The 19,473-nt window shown below is 74.5% G+C and carries 16 protein-coding genes; 14 read left to right on the plus strand and 2 right to left on the minus strand.

Annotated features, from left to right (window positions below; genetic code table 11):
• Positions 1-161: 161 nt before the first annotated feature.
• Positions 162-635, plus strand: coding sequence for a VOC family protein (locus SERN_RS04255; RefSeq protein ID WP_135848813.1), 474 nt, complete (start codon positions 162-164; stop codon positions 633-635).
• Positions 636-770: 135 nt separating this feature from the next.
• A complete protein-coding gene (locus SERN_RS04260; protein ID WP_135848814.1) occupies positions 771-1,268 on the plus strand; it encodes a small multidrug efflux protein in 498 nt (165 codons plus the stop codon).
• 27 nt (positions 1,269-1,295) lie between these two features.
• Here the strand turns inward: SERN_RS04260 and SERN_RS04265 are convergent, their stop codons facing one another.
• Together SERN_RS04265 and SERN_RS04270 are read right to left on the minus strand one after the other, a co-directional pair.
• Positions 1,296-2,309 carry a sigma-70 family RNA polymerase sigma factor gene (locus SERN_RS04265; RefSeq protein ID WP_135848815.1) on the minus strand — a complete coding sequence of 338 codons (1,014 nt, stop codon included), beginning with the start codon at positions 2,307-2,309 and terminating at the stop codon, positions 1,296-1,298.
• 96 nt (positions 2,310-2,405) lie between these two features.
• Positions 2,406-2,771, minus strand: coding sequence for an RNA-binding S4 domain-containing protein (locus tag SERN_RS04270; protein ID WP_135848816.1), 366 nt, complete (start codon positions 2,769-2,771; stop codon positions 2,406-2,408).
• A 158-nt stretch (positions 2,772-2,929) separates the two neighbouring features.
• On the opposite strand from SERN_RS04270, the gene SERN_RS04275 reads away from it, so the two are divergent.
• The 12 genes from SERN_RS04275 (at position 2,930) to SERN_RS04330 (ending at position 19,363) form a co-directional block, all read left to right on the plus strand.
• Entirely contained in the window at positions 2,930-4,333 is a 1,404-nt protein-coding gene (locus tag SERN_RS04275; RefSeq protein WP_233251449.1) for a dicarboxylate/amino acid:cation symporter, read from the plus strand.
• 399 nt (positions 4,334-4,732) lie between these two features.
• The gene (locus SERN_RS04280; RefSeq protein ID WP_135848818.1) at positions 4,733-5,758 is read left to right on the plus strand and encodes a LacI family DNA-binding transcriptional regulator; all 1,026 of its coding nucleotides are present in this window, start codon (positions 4,733-4,735) and stop codon (positions 5,756-5,758) included.
• On the plus strand, positions 5,755-6,744 hold the full coding sequence (locus tag SERN_RS04285) for a carbohydrate ABC transporter permease (RefSeq protein WP_135848819.1): 990 nt from the start codon (positions 5,755-5,757) through the stop codon (positions 6,742-6,744). The genes SERN_RS04280 and SERN_RS04285 overlap by 4 nt, the downstream gene beginning before the upstream one ends.
• A complete protein-coding gene (locus SERN_RS04290) occupies positions 6,741-7,577 on the plus strand; it encodes a carbohydrate ABC transporter permease (protein WP_233251450.1) in 837 nt (278 codons plus the stop codon). The genes SERN_RS04285 and SERN_RS04290 overlap by 4 nt, the downstream gene beginning before the upstream one ends.
• 41 nt (positions 7,578-7,618) lie before the next feature.
• On the plus strand, positions 7,619-8,941 hold the full coding sequence (locus tag SERN_RS04295; RefSeq protein WP_135848820.1) for an ABC transporter substrate-binding protein: 1,323 nt from the start codon (positions 7,619-7,621) through the stop codon (positions 8,939-8,941).
• Positions 8,942-9,023: 82 nt separating this feature from the next.
• Complete coding sequence (locus tag SERN_RS04300) at positions 9,024-10,244, plus strand: ADP-ribosylglycohydrolase family protein (protein ID WP_135848821.1); 1,221 nt, start codon at positions 9,024-9,026, stop codon at positions 10,242-10,244.
• A gap of 62 nt (positions 10,245-10,306) precedes the next feature.
• Positions 10,307-11,740 carry an ADP-ribosylglycohydrolase family protein gene (locus SERN_RS04305; protein ID WP_135848822.1) on the plus strand — a complete coding sequence of 478 codons (1,434 nt, stop codon included), beginning with the start codon at positions 10,307-10,309 and terminating at the stop codon, positions 11,738-11,740.
• The gene (locus tag SERN_RS04310; protein ID WP_135848823.1) at positions 11,737-12,735 is read left to right on the plus strand and encodes a ribokinase; all 999 of its coding nucleotides are present in this window, start codon (positions 11,737-11,739) and stop codon (positions 12,733-12,735) included. Before SERN_RS04305 ends, SERN_RS04310 begins: the two co-directional genes overlap by 4 nt.
• Entirely contained in the window at positions 12,732-14,780 is a 2,049-nt protein-coding gene (locus SERN_RS04315; RefSeq protein WP_135848824.1) for an SUMF1/EgtB/PvdO family nonheme iron enzyme, read from the plus strand. The genes SERN_RS04310 and SERN_RS04315 overlap by 4 nt, the downstream gene beginning before the upstream one ends.
• Complete coding sequence (locus tag SERN_RS04320; protein WP_135848825.1) at positions 14,777-15,982, plus strand: CaiB/BaiF CoA transferase family protein; 1,206 nt, start codon at positions 14,777-14,779, stop codon at positions 15,980-15,982. Before SERN_RS04315 ends, SERN_RS04320 begins: the two co-directional genes overlap by 4 nt.
• Complete coding sequence (locus tag SERN_RS04325; protein ID WP_135848826.1) at positions 15,979-16,851, plus strand: HpcH/HpaI aldolase/citrate lyase family protein; 873 nt, start codon at positions 15,979-15,981, stop codon at positions 16,849-16,851. The genes SERN_RS04320 and SERN_RS04325 overlap by 4 nt, the downstream gene beginning before the upstream one ends.
• 49 nt (positions 16,852-16,900) lie before the next feature.
• Entirely contained in the window at positions 16,901-19,363 is a 2,463-nt protein-coding gene (locus SERN_RS04330) for an alpha/beta hydrolase-fold protein (protein ID WP_135848827.1), read from the plus strand.
• Positions 19,364-19,473: the final 110 nt, after the last annotated feature.

Raw genomic sequence — 19,473 nt, forward strand, 5'->3', positions numbered from 1 at the left:
CCCCTGATCGGAGCCGTGGAGGCGACGGACTGTCGTCTGGGACGCATTGTGGACCCCAAGTGTGTCGGGTGGATGTCGGCGCACCGATGACTTCTCCCGGCGACGCCGGTCCACCCGGTGTCGTGCGCAGCAGCGGCGGCGGTCCGCACCAGGAGGTCCTCATGTCGATGTTCACCACGTGCCTGTGGTTCCGGGGAGAGGCGTCCGAGGCCGCCGAGTTCTGGGTCTCGGTCTTTCCGAACTCCCGCGTGACGCACACCGAGCACTACCCGAACAACTCGGGGGACCTGTCGGGCACCGTGATCACCGTGGCGTTCGAGCTCGACGGGCAGGCCTTCCTCGGTCTCAACGGGCGCGCCGACCTCCCCTTCACCGAGGCGGTCTCCCTCCAGGTCCCCTGCGCCGACCAGGCCGAAATCGACCACTACTGGGACGCGCTGCTGGCCGGCGGCGGCCAGGAGTCGCGGTGCGGCTGGCTCACGGACCGGTTCGGCTTCTCCTGGCAGATCGTGCCGTCAGAGCCGATCTTCCGCGGCGAGGACGGCCCGGAGGCGAACGCCCGCGTCAACACCGCGCTGATGCAGATGGGCAGGCTCGACCTCGCCGCGCTGGAGGCCGCGCGCCGCGGTGCATGACGGATGTCACCGCCGTCGGGGGCCACACCTCACGCGCGGCGGTGAGGGAGTGCCCTGACGGGGACGCCGGCGATCCGGTGGACTGGAGTCATGGCCGGGACACCGATCCCGGCGACCGACCCAGGAGGACCCACCATGGCCAACCCGCTCACCGACCTCATCGTCAACTTCCAGGAGCTCGTCGCCGACGTGCCCACCGCGGTCCAGCCGCTGATCGTCGCCCTCGCCGGCGCCGTGCCGTTCGTGGAGGGCGAGGGCGCGGCGGCCATCGGGATCGTCGGTGGGATCCACCCGGTCGTCGCCGCTCTGGCCGGCGCCGCCGGCAACTTCCTGTGCGTCGCGCTGCTCGTGCTGCTCGGCTCGCGGGTCCGCTCGGCCGTGACCGGTCGGGGCGAGGGTGCGCGGCCGACCGCACGCCGCGAGAAGTTCCAGAAGGCGTTCACGCGCTACGGGGTCCCGGGCGTGAGCCTGCTCGGGCCGCTGCTGCTGCCGACGCACTTCACCGCCGTGATGCTCGTCGGGGCGGGCGTGCCCAAGGGACGCGTGCTCCTGTGGCAGGGCGTCGCGATCGTCGCGTGGACGACCGTCGTCACGCTCATCATCACCGGGGTGATCCGGGGCGCGGGAGCCTGAGGACCCACCACGTCGGGCCCGGCCTGCTCAGTCGAGATGGGCGGGCAGCCCGAGCGCCGCGAAGATCTCGGCCCCCAGGAAGACGGTCTCCTCGGCCACCACGCCGTCGCGCACCACGAGCGCGTGGACGCCCCAGGGGACGTGACCGCCGTCGGGATCCCGCCGGTACTGCGCGAACCCGGGGCCGCCGTTGACCTCGACCGGCAGCACGCGCGAACCCTCGCACTCGTGGCCGGGGCCGACGAGCCACGCGAGGACGTCCGCGCGACCGGCGAGGTAGAGCCGGAACGGAGGCATCGACATCACCGCGTCCTCGGCCAGCATGGTCGCGAGCGCCGTCATGTCGTAGCGCTCGAACGCGGCCACGTACCGCGCGACCACGTCTTCCTCGACCTCGCGCGTCCCGTTCGGCCTGGCACCCCTGGACCCGTCCCGCACGGCCGCCATCGTCTCGCGCGCCCGCTGCAGCTGGCTGTTGGCGGCGGCCACCGAGATCTCGAGGAGCTGCGCCACCTCGGCGGCACGCCACGCGAGCACGTCGCGCAGCACCAGGACGGCACGCTGCGAGGCGGGGAGGTGCTGCAGCGCCGCGACGAACGCGAGACGCACCGAGTCCCGGCTGACGACGACGTCGGCCGGGTCACCGATCATCGAGTCGAGCACCGGCTCGACGAACGTGCTGGCGGGCAGGGGCTCCCCGAGCGACGCGACGACCGGCGGGGAGGCCTGGGACTCGAGGTCGACGGGGAGCGCGCGGCGCTTGCGCGCGGAGATCTCGTCGAGGCAGACGTTCGTGAGGATCCGGTACATCCAGGTGCGCACGCTGCTGCGACCGTCGAACTTCTCGGCGCTGCGCCACGCGCGGACCATGGCGTTCTGCACCGCGTCCTCGGCGTCGTGCGGCGAACCGAGCATGCGGTAGGCGAACCCCCGCAGCTCACCGCGCAGGCGCTCCGCCTGCTCGAGCACGCCCTCGACGGGCGCCTCGACGCCGGGGGTGGTCGCCGTCGTCGTCGTCGGGGCCTGCGTCTCGATCGCCATGGGTTCTGGATACCACCGGCCACCGACAACGCGCCAGGGGCCGCGTGCGATCCGGCGCGACGCCGTCGGGCTCCCCCGGTGCCTCGGCGATCCGGCTCAGTGGCCCCGCAGGCGCTCGATCTCGCGGCGCTCACGCTTCGTGGGGCGGCCGGCGCCGCGGTCGCGGATCGCGATGGGGGCGACGAGCTCGCGCGGCGGGGGCGGTGGGGAGTGGTCGAGGTAGCAGCGCACGGCCACGGGGGCGCCGACGCGCTTGACGATCGGATCCATCACCTCCAGGATCCGGATCCGGTCGCCGACCCTGGCGGTGACGGTGGAGCCGACGCCCACGGTCGTGGCGGGCTTGGCGCGGTCGCCGTCGACCTCCACGTGTCCACCGCGGCACGCGGCAGCGGAGGCCGAGCGCGACTTGTACATCCGGACGGCCCAGAGCCAGCTGTCGACGCGTGCGGCGGAGGGCATCTCGCCACGGTAGCAAGCCCGCGGCGGTCCACCCCGGGTGGAGGTCTCGTGATGCGGACGGAATGCGGCGGTCGGTTCGGAGCGTTCACCCGAGGCGCACAGTAGATCCGACACCCCGATCCCTCGGGTGTTCGTCATGCCAGAAGGAAGGTCGCCCCGTGTCGTCCCAGCAAGCCCCCGAGCAGCGCCAGCAGACCGAACCCGCCCGCCGGAGGCTGAGGCTCCCGTCGTTCGGGGCCCAGATCGTCATCGCGCTGGTGCTCGGCGTCGCCCTCGGCTTCGTCGCCCGCGAGATGGGGCCGATCGACGACGAGACGCCCAACTGGCTCACGGACGTCCTCGCGACCGTCGGAAGCTCCTTCATCAACCTGCTGCGCGCCGTCGTTCCGCCGCTGGTGTTCCTCGCGATCGTCGCCTCCATCGCGAACCTGCGCCAGGTCAAGAACGCGGCGCGGCTCGCGGGCCAGACGCTGCTGTGGTTCGCGATCACCGCGCTGATCTCGGTCGGTATCGGCATCGTCCTCGGGCTCGTGCTGCAGCCGGGTACGAGCACCAGCATCAGCGCCGACCCCACCTACGAGCCCGGTCGCAGCGGTTCGTGGACCGACTTCCTCGTCGGGCTGCTGCCGACGAACGTCCTCGGCCTGGAGGGTTCGGTGGGCTCCGACGGGAGCTCGGTGGGCTTCAGCTTCAACGTGCTGCAGATCGTCGTGATCTCGATCGTGGTCGGCCTCGCGGCGCTCAAGGTCGGCAAGCAGGCCGAGCCGTTCCTGACCTTCGCGGGTTCGGCCCTCGCCGTCGTGCAGAAGGTGCTGTGGTGGATCATCCGCCTCGCGCCGCTCGGCACGATCGGCCTCATCGGACGCGCCATCGCGACCTACGGCTGGGACCTGATCCCGACGCTCGGCATGTTCACCGTCGCGATCTACGCCGGCCTCGCCCTCGTGCTGTTCGTGCTCTACCCGATCCTGCTGCGGACCAACGGCCTGTCGATCGTGCAGTTCTTCCGCGGCGCCTGGCCCGCGATCCAGCTCGCGTTCGTCTCGCGCTCCTCTATCGGCACCCTGCCCCTGACGCAGCGGGTCACCGAGCGCAACCTCGGCGTGCCCCAGGGCTACGCGTCGTTCGCGGTGCCGCTCGCCGCGACGACCAAGATGGACGGCTGCGCCGCCATCTACCCCGCCGTCGCGGCGATCTTCGTCGCCCAGTTCTACGGCATCCAGCTCTCGATCACGGACTACCTGCTCATCGCGTTCGTCTCGGTGGTCGGCAGCGCCGCGACGGCGGGACTCACCGGCGCGATCGTCATGCTGACGCTGACGCTCTCGACGCTCGGTCTGCCGCTCGAGGGCGTGGGCCTGCTGCTCGCGGTCGACGCCATCCTGGACATGGGCCGGACCGCGGTGAACGTGGCCGGGCAGGCGCTCGTGCCGACGCTGGTGGCCAAGCGCGAGGGCATCCTGGACCAGGAGCAGTACGACTCGGCGTCGGCCGAGGACCTGTTCACGGACGAGCCGGAGCGCGAGCTCGTGGCGGCCGGGGACGGCGCCGCGCGCGCCTGACCCGGGGGCAGCCGCTGCTGACCCGCTGACGGCCGACCCACCGACCGCCGAGTTCGGGCTCCTGCTCCGAGTTCGGGGCAGTCTCCGCCGAGTTCGGGGTTTAGCGCTCAGTTCGGGGCCCCTGGCCCCGAACTCGGCACAAAGCCCCGAACTCGGCGTCCGTGCAGTGACAGCCTGTCCCCATCACCCACGAGAAGCAGCAACGCGGTAGATCAACGGCGTCAGGCGCCGCCGATCTGCCGCGTTGCTGCGTTCCAGCCCCCAGCCTCACGGCACGTCAGGACCGAGTCAGGATCCGGTCACGGGGTTGACCCCGACCGCGCCGATGTGGAAACGTCTCCATCACCGGGCGCTGTAATCGTTTCCAGGAAGCGCCCACCGTCGTGACGAGGAGGTCACATGGCTCACCGGGCAACCCTGACCCAGGTCGCGCAGCGCGCCGGCGTCTCCATCGCCTCCGCCTCCCGCGCCCTGAACGGCCTCGTCGCGAGCCCCGCCACCGTGGACAAGGTCCGCCGCGCCGCCGACGACCTCGGCTACGTTCCCGACGCCTCCGCCCGGGCCCTGAAGATGGGCGCGACCGGGCAGATCACCTTCGCCGTCGACGACATCGGCAACCCCGTCTACGTCGAGATGATGACCGGCGTCCAGGAGGTCGTGGCCGCCAGCGGCTTCCGCCTCCAGGTCACGGCCACGGGCGGCACGCGCGACGTCGCGGACGTCCTGGACCTCCTGCGCAGCATGCGTCGCGGCTACGCCGACGGGCTGGTCCTGTCACCGCTGCGCGTCACCGCCGAGCTCGTCGCCGAGATCGCCGCGACCCCGATCCCGGTGGTCGTCATCGGCCGGCTCCCCGACGGCGCCGGCGTCGACACCGTCATGACCGACTCGGCACGCGGCGTGGCGCTCGCCGTCGAGCACCTCCACGCGCAGGGGCGACGCCGGATCGCCTTCCTCAACGGCCCGGGCGACACCACGCCCGGTGCGGCCAGGCGTCGCGGGTTCGACGACGCCGTCGCGCACCTGGACGTCGTCGCCTCCACCCACGAGGCTGCCGACTTCACCATGGCGGCGGGTCGCGAGGCCGCCCACCGCATCCTCACGGCCGCCGGACGACCCGTCGACGCGATCGTCGCCGCCAACGACCTCCTCGCCATCGGCGCCCTCCACGCCGCGCACGACCTCGGGCTCGACGTCCCCGGCCGGCTGGCCGTGACCGGCGTCGACGACACCTCGCTCGCCGAGATCGTCCACCCCCCGCTGACCTCGGTCAGCCTCGACTCCCGCCGACGCGGGCAGCTCGCCGCCGAGCTGCTGACGCGTCGGATCGAGGACCCCACCCGCGCCCCGCAGGTGCTCAGCGTCCCCCCGCTGCTGCACGTGCGCGGCTCCAGCGCCCCCACCCCGCAGGCAGGTAACCGATGACGACCCTGACCCCCACCCGCCCGCCGGGAGACCCCGGCGGCCCCGGCACGCCGGGAAGCCCCGAGACGCCCGGCGGTGTTCCGCGCCGGCCCCGTCGCGGCACCGCGTCGCGCGCGCAGCGCACCGAGGCCGCCGCGCTGGTCATCCCCGCGACGCTCCCGATCCTCGTGTTCTCGGTGATCCCGCTGGTCACCGGCATCTACCTCGGCTTCACGAACTCGACGCTGCGCCGCAACTCCACCAGCGAGTTCACCGGCCTGGAGAACTACTCCCGGCTGCTGGGCGACACGTTCTTCTGGGAGTCCTTCCGCATCGGTCTGATCTGGGCGGTGAGCGTGGCGCTGCTGACGCTCGTCGCGGCACTCGGCCTCGCGCTCCTGCTCAACGCCGACCTCAAGTTCAAGGGCATCACGCGCGTGCTGGCGCTGATCCCGTGGGCGATGCCGCCCGTCGTCGTCGCCATCGTGTGGCGCCTGATCTACTCCCCCACCGCCGGACCGCTGAACGCGGGGCTGGAGGCCGTCGGTCTCGAGGGCGTCAACTGGCTCGGGGACTTCTCCACGGCGCTGCCGGCGGTCATCGTCGTCGCGGTCTGGAGCGGCATCCCGCAGTCCACGGTGCTCCTCCTGGCCGGCATGCAGCAGATCCCGATCGAGCAGCACGAGGCCGCGGCCGTCGACGGCGCCTCCAGCCTCCGCCGGTTCTGGCACATCACGCTGCCCGCGCTGCGCCCCGTGATCTTCGCGATCACGTCGCTCGACTTCATCTGGAGCTTCAACTCCTTCGGCCTCGTCTACGTCCTCACCGAGGGCGGTCCGGGCGGCAAGACCATGCTGCCGATGCTGTTCACCTACCTCGAGGCGTTCACGAACCGCAACACCGGGTACGCCGCGGCGATGGGCAACGTCATGGTGCTCGCCGTCGTCCTGGTGCTCTCGGGCTACCTGTTCGTCCAGCTCCGCCGCGGGAAGGCGGTCCAGTCGTGATCACGCGCAACCCGCTCGCCCGCGCCGGGCAGTACGTGGCCCTGGCGGCCTACCTGGTCTTCCTCGGCTTCCCGCTGCTGTGGCTGCTGTCGACGTCGCTGAAGTCCTCCGGCGAGATCAACTCCCTCGCCGTCAACCTCATCCCCGAGCAGTTCGCGTGGGGCAACTACCCGCAGGCCCTCGACCGGCAGAACCTCATCCGCTCGGCCGGCAACTCGCTGCTCGTCTCCGTCGTCACCATGGTCGTGACCACGCTGGTCTCGATGCCCGCCGCCTACGCGCTGGCACGGTTCCGCGGCAAGCTCCGCGCCGCCGGTACCGCGTGGATCCTGGTCAGCCAGGTGTTCCCCGCGATCCTGCTGATCATCCCGCTCTTCATCGTGCTGCGGACGCTGCAGCTGAACGACACGATGTTCGGCCTGATCCTCGTCTACGTCACCTTCACGCTCCCCTTCACGCTCTGGATGCTGCAGGGCTACGTCGCCGCGATCCCGCGCGACCTCGAGGAGGCCGGGTCGATGGACGGCGCGACGCGCTTCACGGTGCTGCGCCTCATCGTCTTCCCGCTCCTGGTCCCCGGGCTCGTGGCGACGGCGATGTTCACCTTCGTCGCCGCGTGGAACGAGTTCTTCCTCGCCCTGGTGCTCATCCAGTCGCCCGAGCTGTACACGCTCCCGCTCACGCTGCGCACGTTCATCGGCCTCGAGGGCCAGACGCAGCTCGGACCGCTCGCGGCCGGGGCCGTGCTGGCCACGATCCCGTCGCTCGTCATCTTCGGCCTCCTGCAGCGCCGCCTCACGAGCGGTTCGCTCGCAGGCGCCGTCAAGGGCTGACTCCCCCCTCGCTCACCACCCACCACCCGAAAGGTCCCACCATGATCAGGAACCGAGGCGCCGCCGTCGTCGCCGGCGCGTTCGCGCTCACCCTCGCCCTCTCCGCGTGCCAGCAGGGCAGCAGCACCTCCGGTGAGGGAGGGGGCGGTGACGGCGGGTCCTCCGCCGCCGACGGCGACGCCGTCACGCTCACCTTCCAGTCGCTCGCCGGCCAGGAGGCGACCATCGCGGAGACGCAGCGGCTCGTGGACGAGTGGAACACCGCCAACCCGGACGTCCAGGTCGAGATCGTCCCGGCCGCGTGGGACGGCGTCTACGACAAGCTCGTCACGCAGTTCAACGGCGGCTCAGCGCCCGACGTCATCCACTTCGAGGCCGCGGGCATCCGCCCGTTCGCCGTGGACGGCTACCTCGCCGACCTCACCGACTACATCTCCGAGGACCTGCGCAGCGGCATCAGCGACGGCGTCTGGGAGTCCGTCACGGTCGACGACGCGATCGTGGCCTACCCCACGATGATGCAGTCCTACATGGTCTTCGCGAACACCGACCTGCTCGAGGCCGCCGGCGTCGAGGTCCCCACGGGCGACACGATGACCTGGGACCAGCTGCGCGAGATCGCCCGGGCCACCACGCGTGACGGCGTGTACGGCCTCGGCTGGGGCCTGAAGAGCCCGACCGCGACCGTGATGTCGCTCGGGCTCGGCAACGACGGCACGTTCTTCTCCGGCGAGGGCACCGACGTCGAGATCGAGGTCGGCGACGCCGAGCTCGCCGTGCCGCTCGCGATCAACGAGATGGCGACCACGGACGCCTCCATCCAGCCCGTCTCGCTCACGCAGTCCGGTTCGGAGGTCCTGCCCTCGTTCTACGGCGGCCAGGTCGCGATGACCGTGCAGGGCTCGTTCCAGGCCACGAACATCGCGGCCGACGCCCCCGAGGGCTTCAACTGGACCGTCCTGCCGCCGCTCGAGGGCTCCGCGAGCTCCGCGCAGTCGGCGAACCCGCAGACGTTCTCGGTCAACGTCGACTCCGAGCACGTCGAGGAGTCCGCGGCGTTCATCGAGTACCTCATGGAGCCGGAGAACCTGGCCGCGCTGAACTACGCCGACGCGCTCATCCCGACGTCGGAGCAGGCCCGCGAGGCTCTCGCCGGTCTGACCGCCGACCAGCCCGGCTGGGACCAGATCCTCGCCTCGGGCGAGAACCTCACCGCCCCCGCGTTCCTCAAGGTCGACCTCTACCAGCAGTGGAACGAGACCGTCGCGACGCCGGCGCTGCAGCGGTACCTCGCCGGGGAGATCGACCTCGAGGCGCTCCGCTCGGAGATGACCGACGGCTGGAGCCAGGTCAACCGCGGCTGACGGCCGCACCACCAGCACGGCCCCGGGGGGCGCGACCCATGCGCGCCCCGGGGCGACCCCACCAACCACGGGACGCAGCGACATGACACAGCAGACGACCACCGCACCTGACCAGACCGACGCCGCCCCCGCGGCCGAGACCACCCCCGGCCACCTCGCCGACCGGGTCGCCGGCGTGCTGGCGGGTGCCGCCGTCGGGGACGCGCTGGGTGGCGCGACCGAGGGTTGGACGCCGGAGCAGATCGCGCAGCGCCACGGCGGCGAGGTCACCGGGATCGTGCCGCCGTACTACCCGGACTGGCGCACGGCCAGGCCGATCGCGCCGTACCACAAGGGCGACGGGCACGTCACCGACGACACCCTCATGACGCACGCGCTGGTCGAGGTCTACGCGCACCGTCGCGGCCACCTGGACGCGTACGCCGTCGCCGAGGACCTCGTGCCGCTGATGATCGGCGAACCCCGCTGGGTGCCCGAGCTCGAGCAGGAGGCCCTCATCCTGCAGCGCGTCTTCCTGGCGGAGAAGTGGATCGTGGCGCGCCTGCACTACGGGCACGTCGACCCGCGCGAGGCCGGTGTGGGCAACATCGTCAACTGCGGCGCGACCATGTACATGGCGCCCGTCGGGCTCGTGAACGCCGGGGACCCCGCCGCCGCCTACCGCGAGGCGATCGACGTCACCGGCGCCCACCAGGTCTCCTACGGTCGCGAGGCCGCCGGGGTGTTCGCCGCCACGGTGGCCGCCGCCGTCGCCCCGGGTGCGGACGTCGCCTCCGTCATGGCCGCCGCGACCTCGCTCGCCAAGGACGGCACCGCGGCCGCGATCGGCGCCGTCACGACGGCGGTGACCGACCTGCTGGCGCGGACGCCGTCGCCCACGACCGCGCAGGTGCGCGAGACGATCCGCGACGCCGTCGCGCCCTACGACACGGTCGGGCCCGAGTACCGCAAGCCCGCGATGGACGCCCGCCTGCCCTCGCGCACCAAAGCGATCGAGGAGCTGCCCGCGGCGCTCGGCTTCGTCCTGGCGCACGACGGCGACACGCGCGCCGCCGTGCTCGGCGCCGTCAACTACGGCCGCGACGCCGACTCGATCGCCACCATGGCGGGCGCGATCTGCGGCGGGCTGAACGGCCTGGACTCGGTCCCGGCCGACTGGCGCCGCGACGTCGCGACGGCGAGCCGGATCGACCTGGACGCCGTCGCCGACGTGATGACCGCCGTCGTGCGCGACGTCCTGGCCGACGACGCCGAGGCCGCCCGCACCCGCGCGGCCGCCGCCACGGCGCTGCTGGCGGACTGAGCCGACGAGAAGTACCTCGCGAACGCCCGAAACCACCTCGCGAACCACAGGAGATCATCACCGTGCGACTGACCTGGGCCCAGCCCGAGGACCTGCTGCCCCACGAGCTGGTGGCGCTCGCCGAGCAGGGTGCCGACCGCGCCGTGCTCGACGACGTCGCCACCCGCTGGGTGGCGGCCGGTGGCTCGCCCGTCCCGCCCCGGAGCGGCGCGGGCGACGTGCCGGCGACGACGGCGGTGCGCGCCCTGGCGCGCCGCCTGCTGGCCGAGCTCGCGCACGCCACCCCGCGCAGCGCCGAGGAGCCGGACGGCTGGGAGGCGATCGAGGCGCTGCTGCCGGCGGCGGCTCCCGCGCCCGGCCCCTCGAACGTCCTCGACGTGCCGTCGCTGGCGCGCTACACCGGCGCCTGGACGGGCCGCGCCGTCGGCTGCGTGCTGGGCAAACCGGTCGAGAAGATCCCGCGCGAGGGGATCGAGGCGATCCTGCGGGCGGGGGGTCGCTGGCCGCTGAGCGACTACTTCTCGGCGGTCGGGCTCCCCGACGACGTCGCGCGGGCGTGGCCGTGGAACCGCCGCAGCGCGCCGACGTCGCTCGCCGAGAACGTCGACGGCGCCCCCGAGGACGACGACCTCAACTTCCCGATCCTCGCGCTGCACCTGCTGCACACCCACGGCGCCGGCCTGAGCACCGACCAGGTCGCGCAAGGCTGGCTCGACAACCTGCCGGGCGGCCGCGTCTTCACCGCCGAGCGCGCCGCCTACCGCAACCTCCTGGACGGCCGCGAGGCGCCCGAGACCGCCACGCACCTCAACCCGTTCCGCGAGTGGATCGGCGCGCTGATCCGCACGGACGCGTACGGCTGGGTCCACCCCGGCGACGTCCGCTCCGCCGCCCGGCTCGCGTGGACGGACGCCCGGCTGAGCCACACCCGCAACGGTCTGTACGGGGCGATGTGGGCCGCCGCCCTGTGCTCGGCGGCCGTCGCGCTGCCGGATCCGCAGGCCCGCGACGACGGCGGCACCGGCGCCGTCCTCGACCTCGCCGACACCGTGGTCCCGCCGCGCAGCCGCCTCGCCGGGGCGATCGCGCTCGGCCGCGAGCTCGCCGCCTCCGGCCGCCCGCAGGCCGAGGTGCTCGTCACGCTGCACGCCGAGCTCGGCCACCTGCACTGGGTCCACACGCTCAACAACGCCGCGCTGATCGCGTACGCCGTGGCCGCCTCGCGCGGCGACGTCGCCGCGGGGGTCACCGCCGCCGTCCTCGGCGGCTGGGACACCGACTCGGCCGGCGCGACCGTCGGATCGGTGCTCGGCGGTCTCGGGGCGCCGATCGGAGCGGCCTGGACCGGCCCGATCGACGGCCGGATCGCCACGTCGATGCCGGGTGGGGCGCAGCGGCGCATCGAGGACCTTGCCGCCCGGACGCGCGAGCTGGCGGTCGCGTTCCGCTCGCCGACGGCGACGGCGACGGCGACGGCGACGGGGGCCGGCGCATGAGCGTCACCGTGGTCGGCAGCGCCAACCTCGACACGACCCTGCGCGTCGTGCGCATCCCCGGGCCCGGCGAGACCGTCATGGCCTCCTCGATCGCCCGCAGCCCCGGCGGCAAGGGCGCCAACCAGGCCGTGGGAGCGGCGCGCTCCGGCGGCGCGGACGTCCGGTTCGTCGCCGCGCTCGGACGTGACGCCGACGGCGACGCCCTGCTCGCCTCCCTCACCGGGGCGGGCGTCGGCACGGACGCGGTGCGCCGCCTCGCGGACGCGCCGAGCGGTTCGGCCCTCATCACCGTCGGCGACGACGGCGAGAACTCGATCGTCGTCGTCGCGGGGGCGAACGCCGCGCTGACGGACCTCGACGAGAACGAGCTCGCCGCGGTGGCAGCGGCCGACGTGGTGCTCGCGTGCCTCGAGATCCCGATGGTGACCGTGGTTCGCGCGGCCCGCGAGGCCGCACGCTTCGTGCTCAACGCGGCGCCCTCCACGCCGCTGCCCGAGGACCTGTGGCCGCACGTCGACGTGCTCGTGGTCAACGAGCACGAGGCGCGCGACCTCACCGGTGCCGCCGACCTGGCCGACGCCGTCGACCGCCTGGCCGGACGCGTGCGAGCACTCGTGGTGACGCTGGGCGCGCGCGGCGCCGTCGTCGTGTCCGACGGCGTGCGCACGAGCGTGCCGAGCACCCCGGTGACCGCGGTGGACACGACCGGCGCGGGCGACTGCTTCTGCGGCGTGCTCGCGGCGCGGCTCGCGGCCGGGGACGACCTCGTGACGGCGACGCGGTGGGGCAGCGCCGCGGGTGCGCTCGCGGTGCAGCGCCCCGGCGCGGCCGACGCGACGCCGACGCACGCCGAGGTCGCCGCGGCGCTCACCTCCGCCGCGTCCGCCTCCGCCCCCGCCACCTCTGCCGAGAGCGACCCGTCCGTGCCGGGAGCGACCTCCGCGGGGTCGTCCTCGGCGCGGGAAGGTCGCTCCCACGGGGAGGGGGCGCGATGAGCGGCGGGTTCGATCCGCTCGTCCCCCGCGAGATCGATCGCTGGAGCGAGGTCCCGCTGGACGTCGACCTGCGCGACGGCGAGGTCGCCGTCGCCCTGGAGGACGCCAAGATCCTCGCCCCGCCCACCGATCCCGCCCGCTGGCCCGCGTGGCGCGAGGCCCTCGGGACCTGGCGCGACGGCGTGCTGGCACGCCACCCCGACCTCGGCGCGCGGTACGCCCGACCCGAGGCGGCGTGGGCGTCGCGGTGCTTCGCCGTCGCCCAGGTGTGGCTGTGGGACGAGCTGTTCTTCGACGCCGACGCCCAGGCCTTCGCACCCGCGCGGTTCCTGGCGGACGCGCGCGAGCGGCTCGGCGGGCTCGACGGCGTCGTGCTCTGGCACGCCTACCCGGTCATCGGCATCGACGACCGCAACCAGTGGGACTTCTACGACGTCCCCGGCCTGGCGGAGGCGGCGGCCGAGCTGCGCGCGGCGGGGGTCGCGGTCTTCGTCGACTACAACCCGTGGGATACCGGCACGCGCCGCTCGCCGGGCACCGACGCGCAGGAGCTCGCGGCCACGATCCGCCGCCTGGGCGCCGACGGCGTCTTCCTCGACACGCTGCGCAAGGCCGACCCCGAGCTCGTCGCGACCCTGGAGGCCGCCCGCCCCGGGATCGCGCTCGAGGGTGAGTCCAAGCTCGCCACGGAGCGGATCGCCGACCACGCGACGTCGTGGGCGCAGTGGTTCGCCGACTCCCCGGTCCCCGGGGTGCTGCGCGCGCACTGGCTGGAGCGCCGCCACCTGCAGCACCACGTGCGGCGCTGGAACCGCGACCACGCGGAGGAGCTGACCTCGGCGTGGCTCAACGGCGTCGGGGTGATGGTCTGGGAGGTCGTGTTCGGCGTCTGGGTGGGGTGGAACGCGCGCGACGCCGCCACGCTGCGCCGCATGCTCCCGGTCCAGCGCGCGCTCGCGGACGTGCTGCACGAGGGACGGTGGACCCCGCTCGCCGATCTCGGCCCCGACGCCCCCGGCGAGGGTCTCTTCGCGTCGCTGTACGAGCGCGAGGACCTGCGCCTGTGGACGATCGCGAGCCGGTCCGACGTCGACCGCGTGCTCACGCTGCCCGCCGACGCTCCGGGAGCGTGGGTGGCGCTGCACGACGGCGTGACGCTCACCCGCGAGGTCGACGGCGGGTCCCTTAACCCCGAAGGGTCCGGGGCGGCCGCCCCGGGGCTCGAGGTGCGCGTCCCCGCGCGCTCGATCGCCGCCGTCGTGCACCTGCCGCCGGGGAGCGAGCGCGACCTCGCGCCGCTGCTCGCCGAGCTCGCCGAGCCGCCGGCGGGCTCTCCCGAGCCCGCGTTCCCGCACCGACGCGCGCACCGGATCGGCGTCGCCCGGACCACCGGTGCGCCTTCGGCGCCGCACGTCGTGGTCGACGCCGGGGAGCACGTGCTCACGGTGCGCCACCGGCAGCGCGAGACCGGGATGTACGACGGCGCCCCGTACGTGGAGGAGTGGAAGCCGCTGCCGCCGCGCCTGCACGACTCCCGCACGCTCGAGCGCACGTGCACGCTGACGGCGCCGGTCGCCGTCGCCGCCCGCGAGGTGAGCGAGGCGGAGTTCGACGCGTTCGTCGCGGCGACCGGGTACGCCCCGGCCGTCGCGCACCGGTTCCGCGGCGAGCGCCGCGGGGACGACGCCCCGGTCACGGGGGTCAACCTCGCGGACGCGCGCGCCTACGCCGCCTGGCGGGGCGGGCGGCTGCCGACCGAGGACGAGTGGCAGCTCGCCGCCGTCCTGCCCGGCTTCGAGCGCCGCGCGCCCGCCGTCTGGAGCTGGACCGAGAGCGAGCACACCGACGGCCGCACCCGGTTCGTGATGCTCAAGGGCGGCAGCGACCACGTCAGCGAGGGCTCGGACTGGTACACCGACGGCGGGGTCCGCCCGCCGGAGTTCGCGCTGAAGCTCCTGCTGCCGGGGCTCGGGGTCGAACGGTCGCCGAGCATCGGGTTCCGCGTCTGCTGGGACCTGCCCGACGACGGAAGGAGCGCCTCGTGAGCGTGCCCGCAGACGACCGGGGCGCCCTCCACGGCCTCCGCGTCATCGACGCCTCGACGCTGTTCGCCGGCCCGATGGCCGCCATGCACCTGGGCGACATGGGCGCCGAGGTCATCAAGGTCGAGCACCCGCGCCGGCCCGACCCCTCGCGCGGCCACGGCCCCTCGCGCGACGGTCACAACCTGTGGTGGGCGACGCTCGGGCGCAACAAGCGGACCGTGCAGCTCGACCTGTCCTCCCCCGACGGCGCCGAGGCGTTCCGGCGGCTCGCCGCGAGCGCCGACGTCGTCATCGAGAACTTCCGGCCCGACACGCTGGAGCGCTGGGGACTCGGGTACGACGCGCTGAGCGCCGACAACCCCGGCCTCGTGCTGGCCCGCGTCACGGGTTTCGGGCAGATCGGGCCGTACCGCCGTCGGCCGGGATTCGGCACGCTGGCCGAGGCGATGAGCGGCTTCGCGGCCATGACCGGCGAGGCGGACGGGCCGCCGACCCTGCCGCCGTTCGGGCTGGCCGACGGCGTCGCCTCGCTCGCGACCGCGTACGCCGTGATGGTCGCGCTGCACTCGCGCGAGCGCTCGGGCCTCGGCCAGGTCGTCGACCTCGCGATCGTCGAGCCGATCCTGGCGCTGCTCGGGCCGCAGATCTCGCGGTGGCAGCAGCTCGGCACGGTCCAGGCCCGCACCGGCAACCGCTCCTCCAACAACGCCCCGCGCAACACCTACGCGACCGCGGACGGCTCGTGGGTGGCGGTGTCGACGTCGGCCCAGTCGATCGCGGAACGCGTGATGACGCTCGTGGGGCGCCCGGACCTGGCGCAGGAGCCGTGGTTCGCCTCCGGGGCGACCCGCGCCGAGCACGCGGACGAGCTGGACGACGCCGTGGGGTCCTGGATCGCGGCCCGGCCGCGCGCCGAGGTCATCGCCGCGTTCGAGGCCGCGCAGGCCGCGATCGCCCCGATCTACGACGCCTCGGACATCGCCGCCGATCCGCAGCTCGCGGCGCTCGGCACGATCCGCACCCTGCCGGATCCGAACCTCGGCGACATCGCGATGCAGGGACCGCTGTTCCGGCTCTCGCGGGACGCCGGGGTGATCGCCCACACGGGGCGCGCCCCCGGGGCCGACACCGACGCGGTGCTGGGTGAGCTCGGCTACTCGGCGCAGGAGATCGCCGAGCTGCGCGGGGCGGGGGTCGTGTGAGCACGCCGGCCGCCCCGACGCTCCCGCCGACCAGCGGGCTGTACGTTCCCGGGAGCCGGCCCGACCGGTTCGACAAGGCCCTCGCGACCGGCGCCGACCTGCTGATCCTCGACCTCGAGGACGCCGTCGCCCCGGAGTCGAAGGACGCGGCCCGCGAGGCCGTCGTGGCCTGGGTCGGGCGGTTCTTCGGGACGGGCGACGGCGGGCGGCCCGTGCTGCAGGTGCGAGTGAACGCCGTCGGGACGCCGTGGCACGACGCCGACCTGGCGGCGCTCGCGTCCCTGCCGGCGGCGGCCGGGGCGGTCGAGGTGCGGCTGCCGAAGGTCGAGGGGACGGACGGGCTGGACGACGTCGTCGCCGCGGCCGGGCCCCGCCCCGTGACAGCGATCCTGGAGACGGCGCGCGGTGTCGAGGCGGCCGTCGCCGTCGCGGCCCACCCCGCCGTGACGCGCCTCGCGCTCGGGGAGTCCGACCTGCGCAGCGACCTGGGAACGGGCACCGGTCCGGACGCCGAGGCGCCGATCACGTACGCGCGGGTGCGCCTGCTGTTCGCGGCGCGCGCGGCCGGCCTCGACGCACCGATGCTGTCCGCCTACCCCGCCATCCGCGACCTCGACGGGCTGCTCGCCGACACCGTGCGCGGCCGGGCGCTCGGGGCGAGCGGCCGCGTCGCGATCCACCCCTCCCAGCTGCCCGTGATCGCGCGGGCGTTCGCACCGAGCCGGGACGAGGTGGCGTGGGCGCGCGCCGTCGTCGTCGCGCTCGAGACGTCAGGCGGGGCCGTGACCCGGCTGCCCGACGGCGCGATGGTCGACCCCGCCATGCGTGGCCGCGCCACTCGCATCCTCACCCGCACCCCACCCCGCTAGCGCCCGCCCCCTTGGCTGCCCACCCCGCACGACCGACGAAGGAGTCCTCGTGTTCCACCACCACCCGCTCGCCCGCCCCCTCGCCCGTTCCCTCGCCCTCGGCGCCGCTGCCCTGATCGCCGGGACGACGCTCGCCGTCGTCCCGGCCGGGTCTTCCCCGGCCGCCGCGGCCCCGCCCGCCGGCACGCTCACGACGACGAGCGCGCCGTCCGCCGCCGTCGGCACGATCGAGTCCACGGTCTACCTGCCGCCGGGCTACGACGCCGCGGCGGATCCCGGCGATCCGGCCACCACCCGGTACCCGACCCTCTACCTGCTGCACGGCCGCGGCGACACCATGGCCGCGTGGACGCAGGTCGCCCCGCAGCTGGACGCCCTCATCGACGAGGGCGCGATCCCGCCGATGATCGTGGTGATGCCGGACGCGCCGTGGTCGGAGCGCGGCAGCTACTACGTGGACTCGCTGGCCGACGGCGGGGCCGCCGTCGAGACCGCCTTCACCACCGACCTCGTCGACCACGTGGACACGACCTACGCGACGGTCGACGACCGCGGTGCGCGCGCCGTCGGCGGCTACTCGATGGGGGGTGCGGGCGCGCTGCGCTACGCCACCGCGCACCAGGACCTCTTCTCGGCCGGCCTCGTGCTGAGCCCCGCCGTCTACGTGCCCCTCCCGCCCGCGGACTCCTCGGCGCGCGAGTTCGGCGCGTACGGCGTCGGGCAGGCGCTCTTCGACGACGCGCGCTACACCGAGCTCGCCTACCCGAGCACGTTCGCGGCGCTCGACCCTGCGCTGCCGGTGCGCCTGTTCATCGCGGTCGGCGACGACGAGTGGGTCAACCCGCTGCCGGAGGATGCCCTGCACGACCTCGACCAGGAGGCGGCGACCCTCTACAACGCCGCCAAGCGCGTGCCCGGCGTGAGCTCCGAGCTGCGCGTGTACGACGGCGGGCACGACTGGGGCGTCTGGGCGCGCGGCTTCGAGGAGGGCATGCGCGACCTCGGGCCGCGGCTGCGGACCTCCACGCCCCCCGCCTTCCCCGGGACCCAGACCGGGTCCGACGGCGAGGACTTTGCGGGCGGCGTGCTCGCGGCGGCCGACGGCGGCACGATCACCGCGACGAACCTCGCCGGGTCGACCGCGGAGCACACCGGCGCCGGCGGGCTCGACGCCGTCGTGCAGCGCCGCGGGGCGGACGGCGCCCTCGCGTGGACGACGGCGATCGCCGGCCCCGCCAACGACCGGGCCTACGGCGTGGTGGACGACGGCGACGGCGGCGCGCTCGTGGGCGGCTACTCGCGCGCCGCGACCGACGACATGGTGCTCACGCGGGTCTCCGGTGCGGGTGAGCGGCTGTGGACGACGACGGCCGGCGACCCCGCGGCGGCCGACCGCGCCTACGCGGTCGCGGCCGACGGCGCCGGCGGCGCCCTCCTGGCGGGCTACACCTCCGGCTCCCTGCCCGGCAGCACCACGGCCGGTGACAAGGACGCGGCGCTCGTGCACGTGGGCGCGGGCGGGGAGGTGCTCTGGGCGGCGCAGCTCGGCGGCCCGGGTGAGGACAAGGCCTACGCGGTCACGACGGCGACCGACGGCACCGTGGTCGTCGCCGGCAGCACCACGGGCGCGATGCCCGGCGGCACCGCGGCCGGCGGGCTGGACGCGTGGGTGGCGGGGTACTCGCCGTCGGGCGCGCTGCTGTGGCTCCACCAGATCGGCACGGGGGCGGCCGACCAGCTGCAGGCGCTCGTGACGACGCCCGACGGCGTGGTCGCCGCCGGGTACACGGGGGGTGTGCTGCCCGGGGCGGCGAGCTCCGGCGGCGTCGACGCGATGGCGATCGCGCTCGGGACCGACGGCACCGTGCGCTGGCAGCGGCAGCTCGGCACCGCCGGCGACGACCGGGGTGCGGCGCTCGTGCCCGGGGACGACCCGGCGTCGGGCGGTGTGACGCTCGTGGCGCACACCGACGGCGCGTGGGGCGTCCCGGCGGGCGGGGTCGACGTCGTCGTGCTGCCCCTGGACGCGGACGGGACGCCGGGCGAGGTGCGCCAGCTCGGCTCGGCGCAGCGCGACGGCGCCGACCTCTACGACGAGGCGAACCTGTTCGCGGCGGCGGGCACCGGCCCCGACGGGAGCGCCGGGGTGTGGGTGCAGGGCGTGACCTTCGGTGCGGTCGACGGCGCCGCGAACGCGGGGGCGAGCGACGTGTTCCTGACGTTCGTCTCCCTGGCCGACGGCGCGACGCAGACGCCCACGACCGAGCCGCCGGCCACCGAGCCGCCGACCGAGACCGGCACCGGCGGCGCGCTGCCGCCGGGAGCGGGCGGCGGCGCTGGCGGTGCGGGTGGCGGCAGTGGCGCGGGCGGCGCGGGCGCCGGCAGCGCCCTCGGCGCGACCGGCAGCGACGCGGCCCGACTGCTGGCCGCCGCCGCGGCGCTGACGCTGGCCGGGGGCGGACTGGTGCTCCGCCGTCGTCGGACCCGGGGCCTGCGCCTGACCGCCGGCTGACCCTCTCGAGCGCTGTGGGGTGGATCGGCGGGGCTGGACGCCGCCGATCCACCCCGCAGGCCGGTGCGGGCCGCGGGATGGCGGAAGTCCCCTCGGCGAGGGGCGGCAAC

The organism is Serinibacter arcticus, from assembly GCF_004786095.1.
Lineage (GTDB): Bacteria > Actinomycetota > Actinomycetes > Actinomycetales > Beutenbergiaceae > Litorihabitans > Litorihabitans arcticus.

What these genes read in the sequence shown, in the direction of transcription:
- SERN_RS04255 (WP_135848813.1), top strand. Translation starts at nt 162, where the DNA reads ATGTCGATGTTCACCACGTGCCTGTGGTTCCGGGGAGAGGCGTCCGAG.
- SERN_RS04260 (WP_135848814.1), top strand. Translation starts at nt 771, where the DNA reads ATGGCCAACCCGCTCACCGACCTCATCGTCAACTTCCAGGAGCTCGTC.
- SERN_RS04265 (WP_135848815.1), bottom strand. Translation starts at nt 2,309, where the DNA reads ATGGCGATCGAGACGCAGGCCCCGACGACGACGACGGCGACCACCCCC.
- SERN_RS04270 (WP_135848816.1), bottom strand. Translation starts at nt 2,771, where the DNA reads ATGCCCTCCGCCGCACGCGTCGACAGCTGGCTCTGGGCCGTCCGGATG.
- SERN_RS04280 (WP_135848818.1), top strand. Translation starts at nt 4,733, where the DNA reads ATGGCTCACCGGGCAACCCTGACCCAGGTCGCGCAGCGCGCCGGCGTC.
- SERN_RS04285 (WP_135848819.1), top strand. Translation starts at nt 5,755, where the DNA reads ATGACGACCCTGACCCCCACCCGCCCGCCGGGAGACCCCGGCGGCCCC.
- SERN_RS04295 (WP_135848820.1), top strand. Translation starts at nt 7,619, where the DNA reads ATGATCAGGAACCGAGGCGCCGCCGTCGTCGCCGGCGCGTTCGCGCTC.
- SERN_RS04300 (WP_135848821.1), top strand. Translation starts at nt 9,024, where the DNA reads ATGACACAGCAGACGACCACCGCACCTGACCAGACCGACGCCGCCCCC.
- SERN_RS04310 (WP_135848823.1), top strand. Translation starts at nt 11,737, where the DNA reads ATGAGCGTCACCGTGGTCGGCAGCGCCAACCTCGACACGACCCTGCGC.
- SERN_RS04315 (WP_135848824.1), top strand. Translation starts at nt 12,732, where the DNA reads ATGAGCGGCGGGTTCGATCCGCTCGTCCCCCGCGAGATCGATCGCTGG.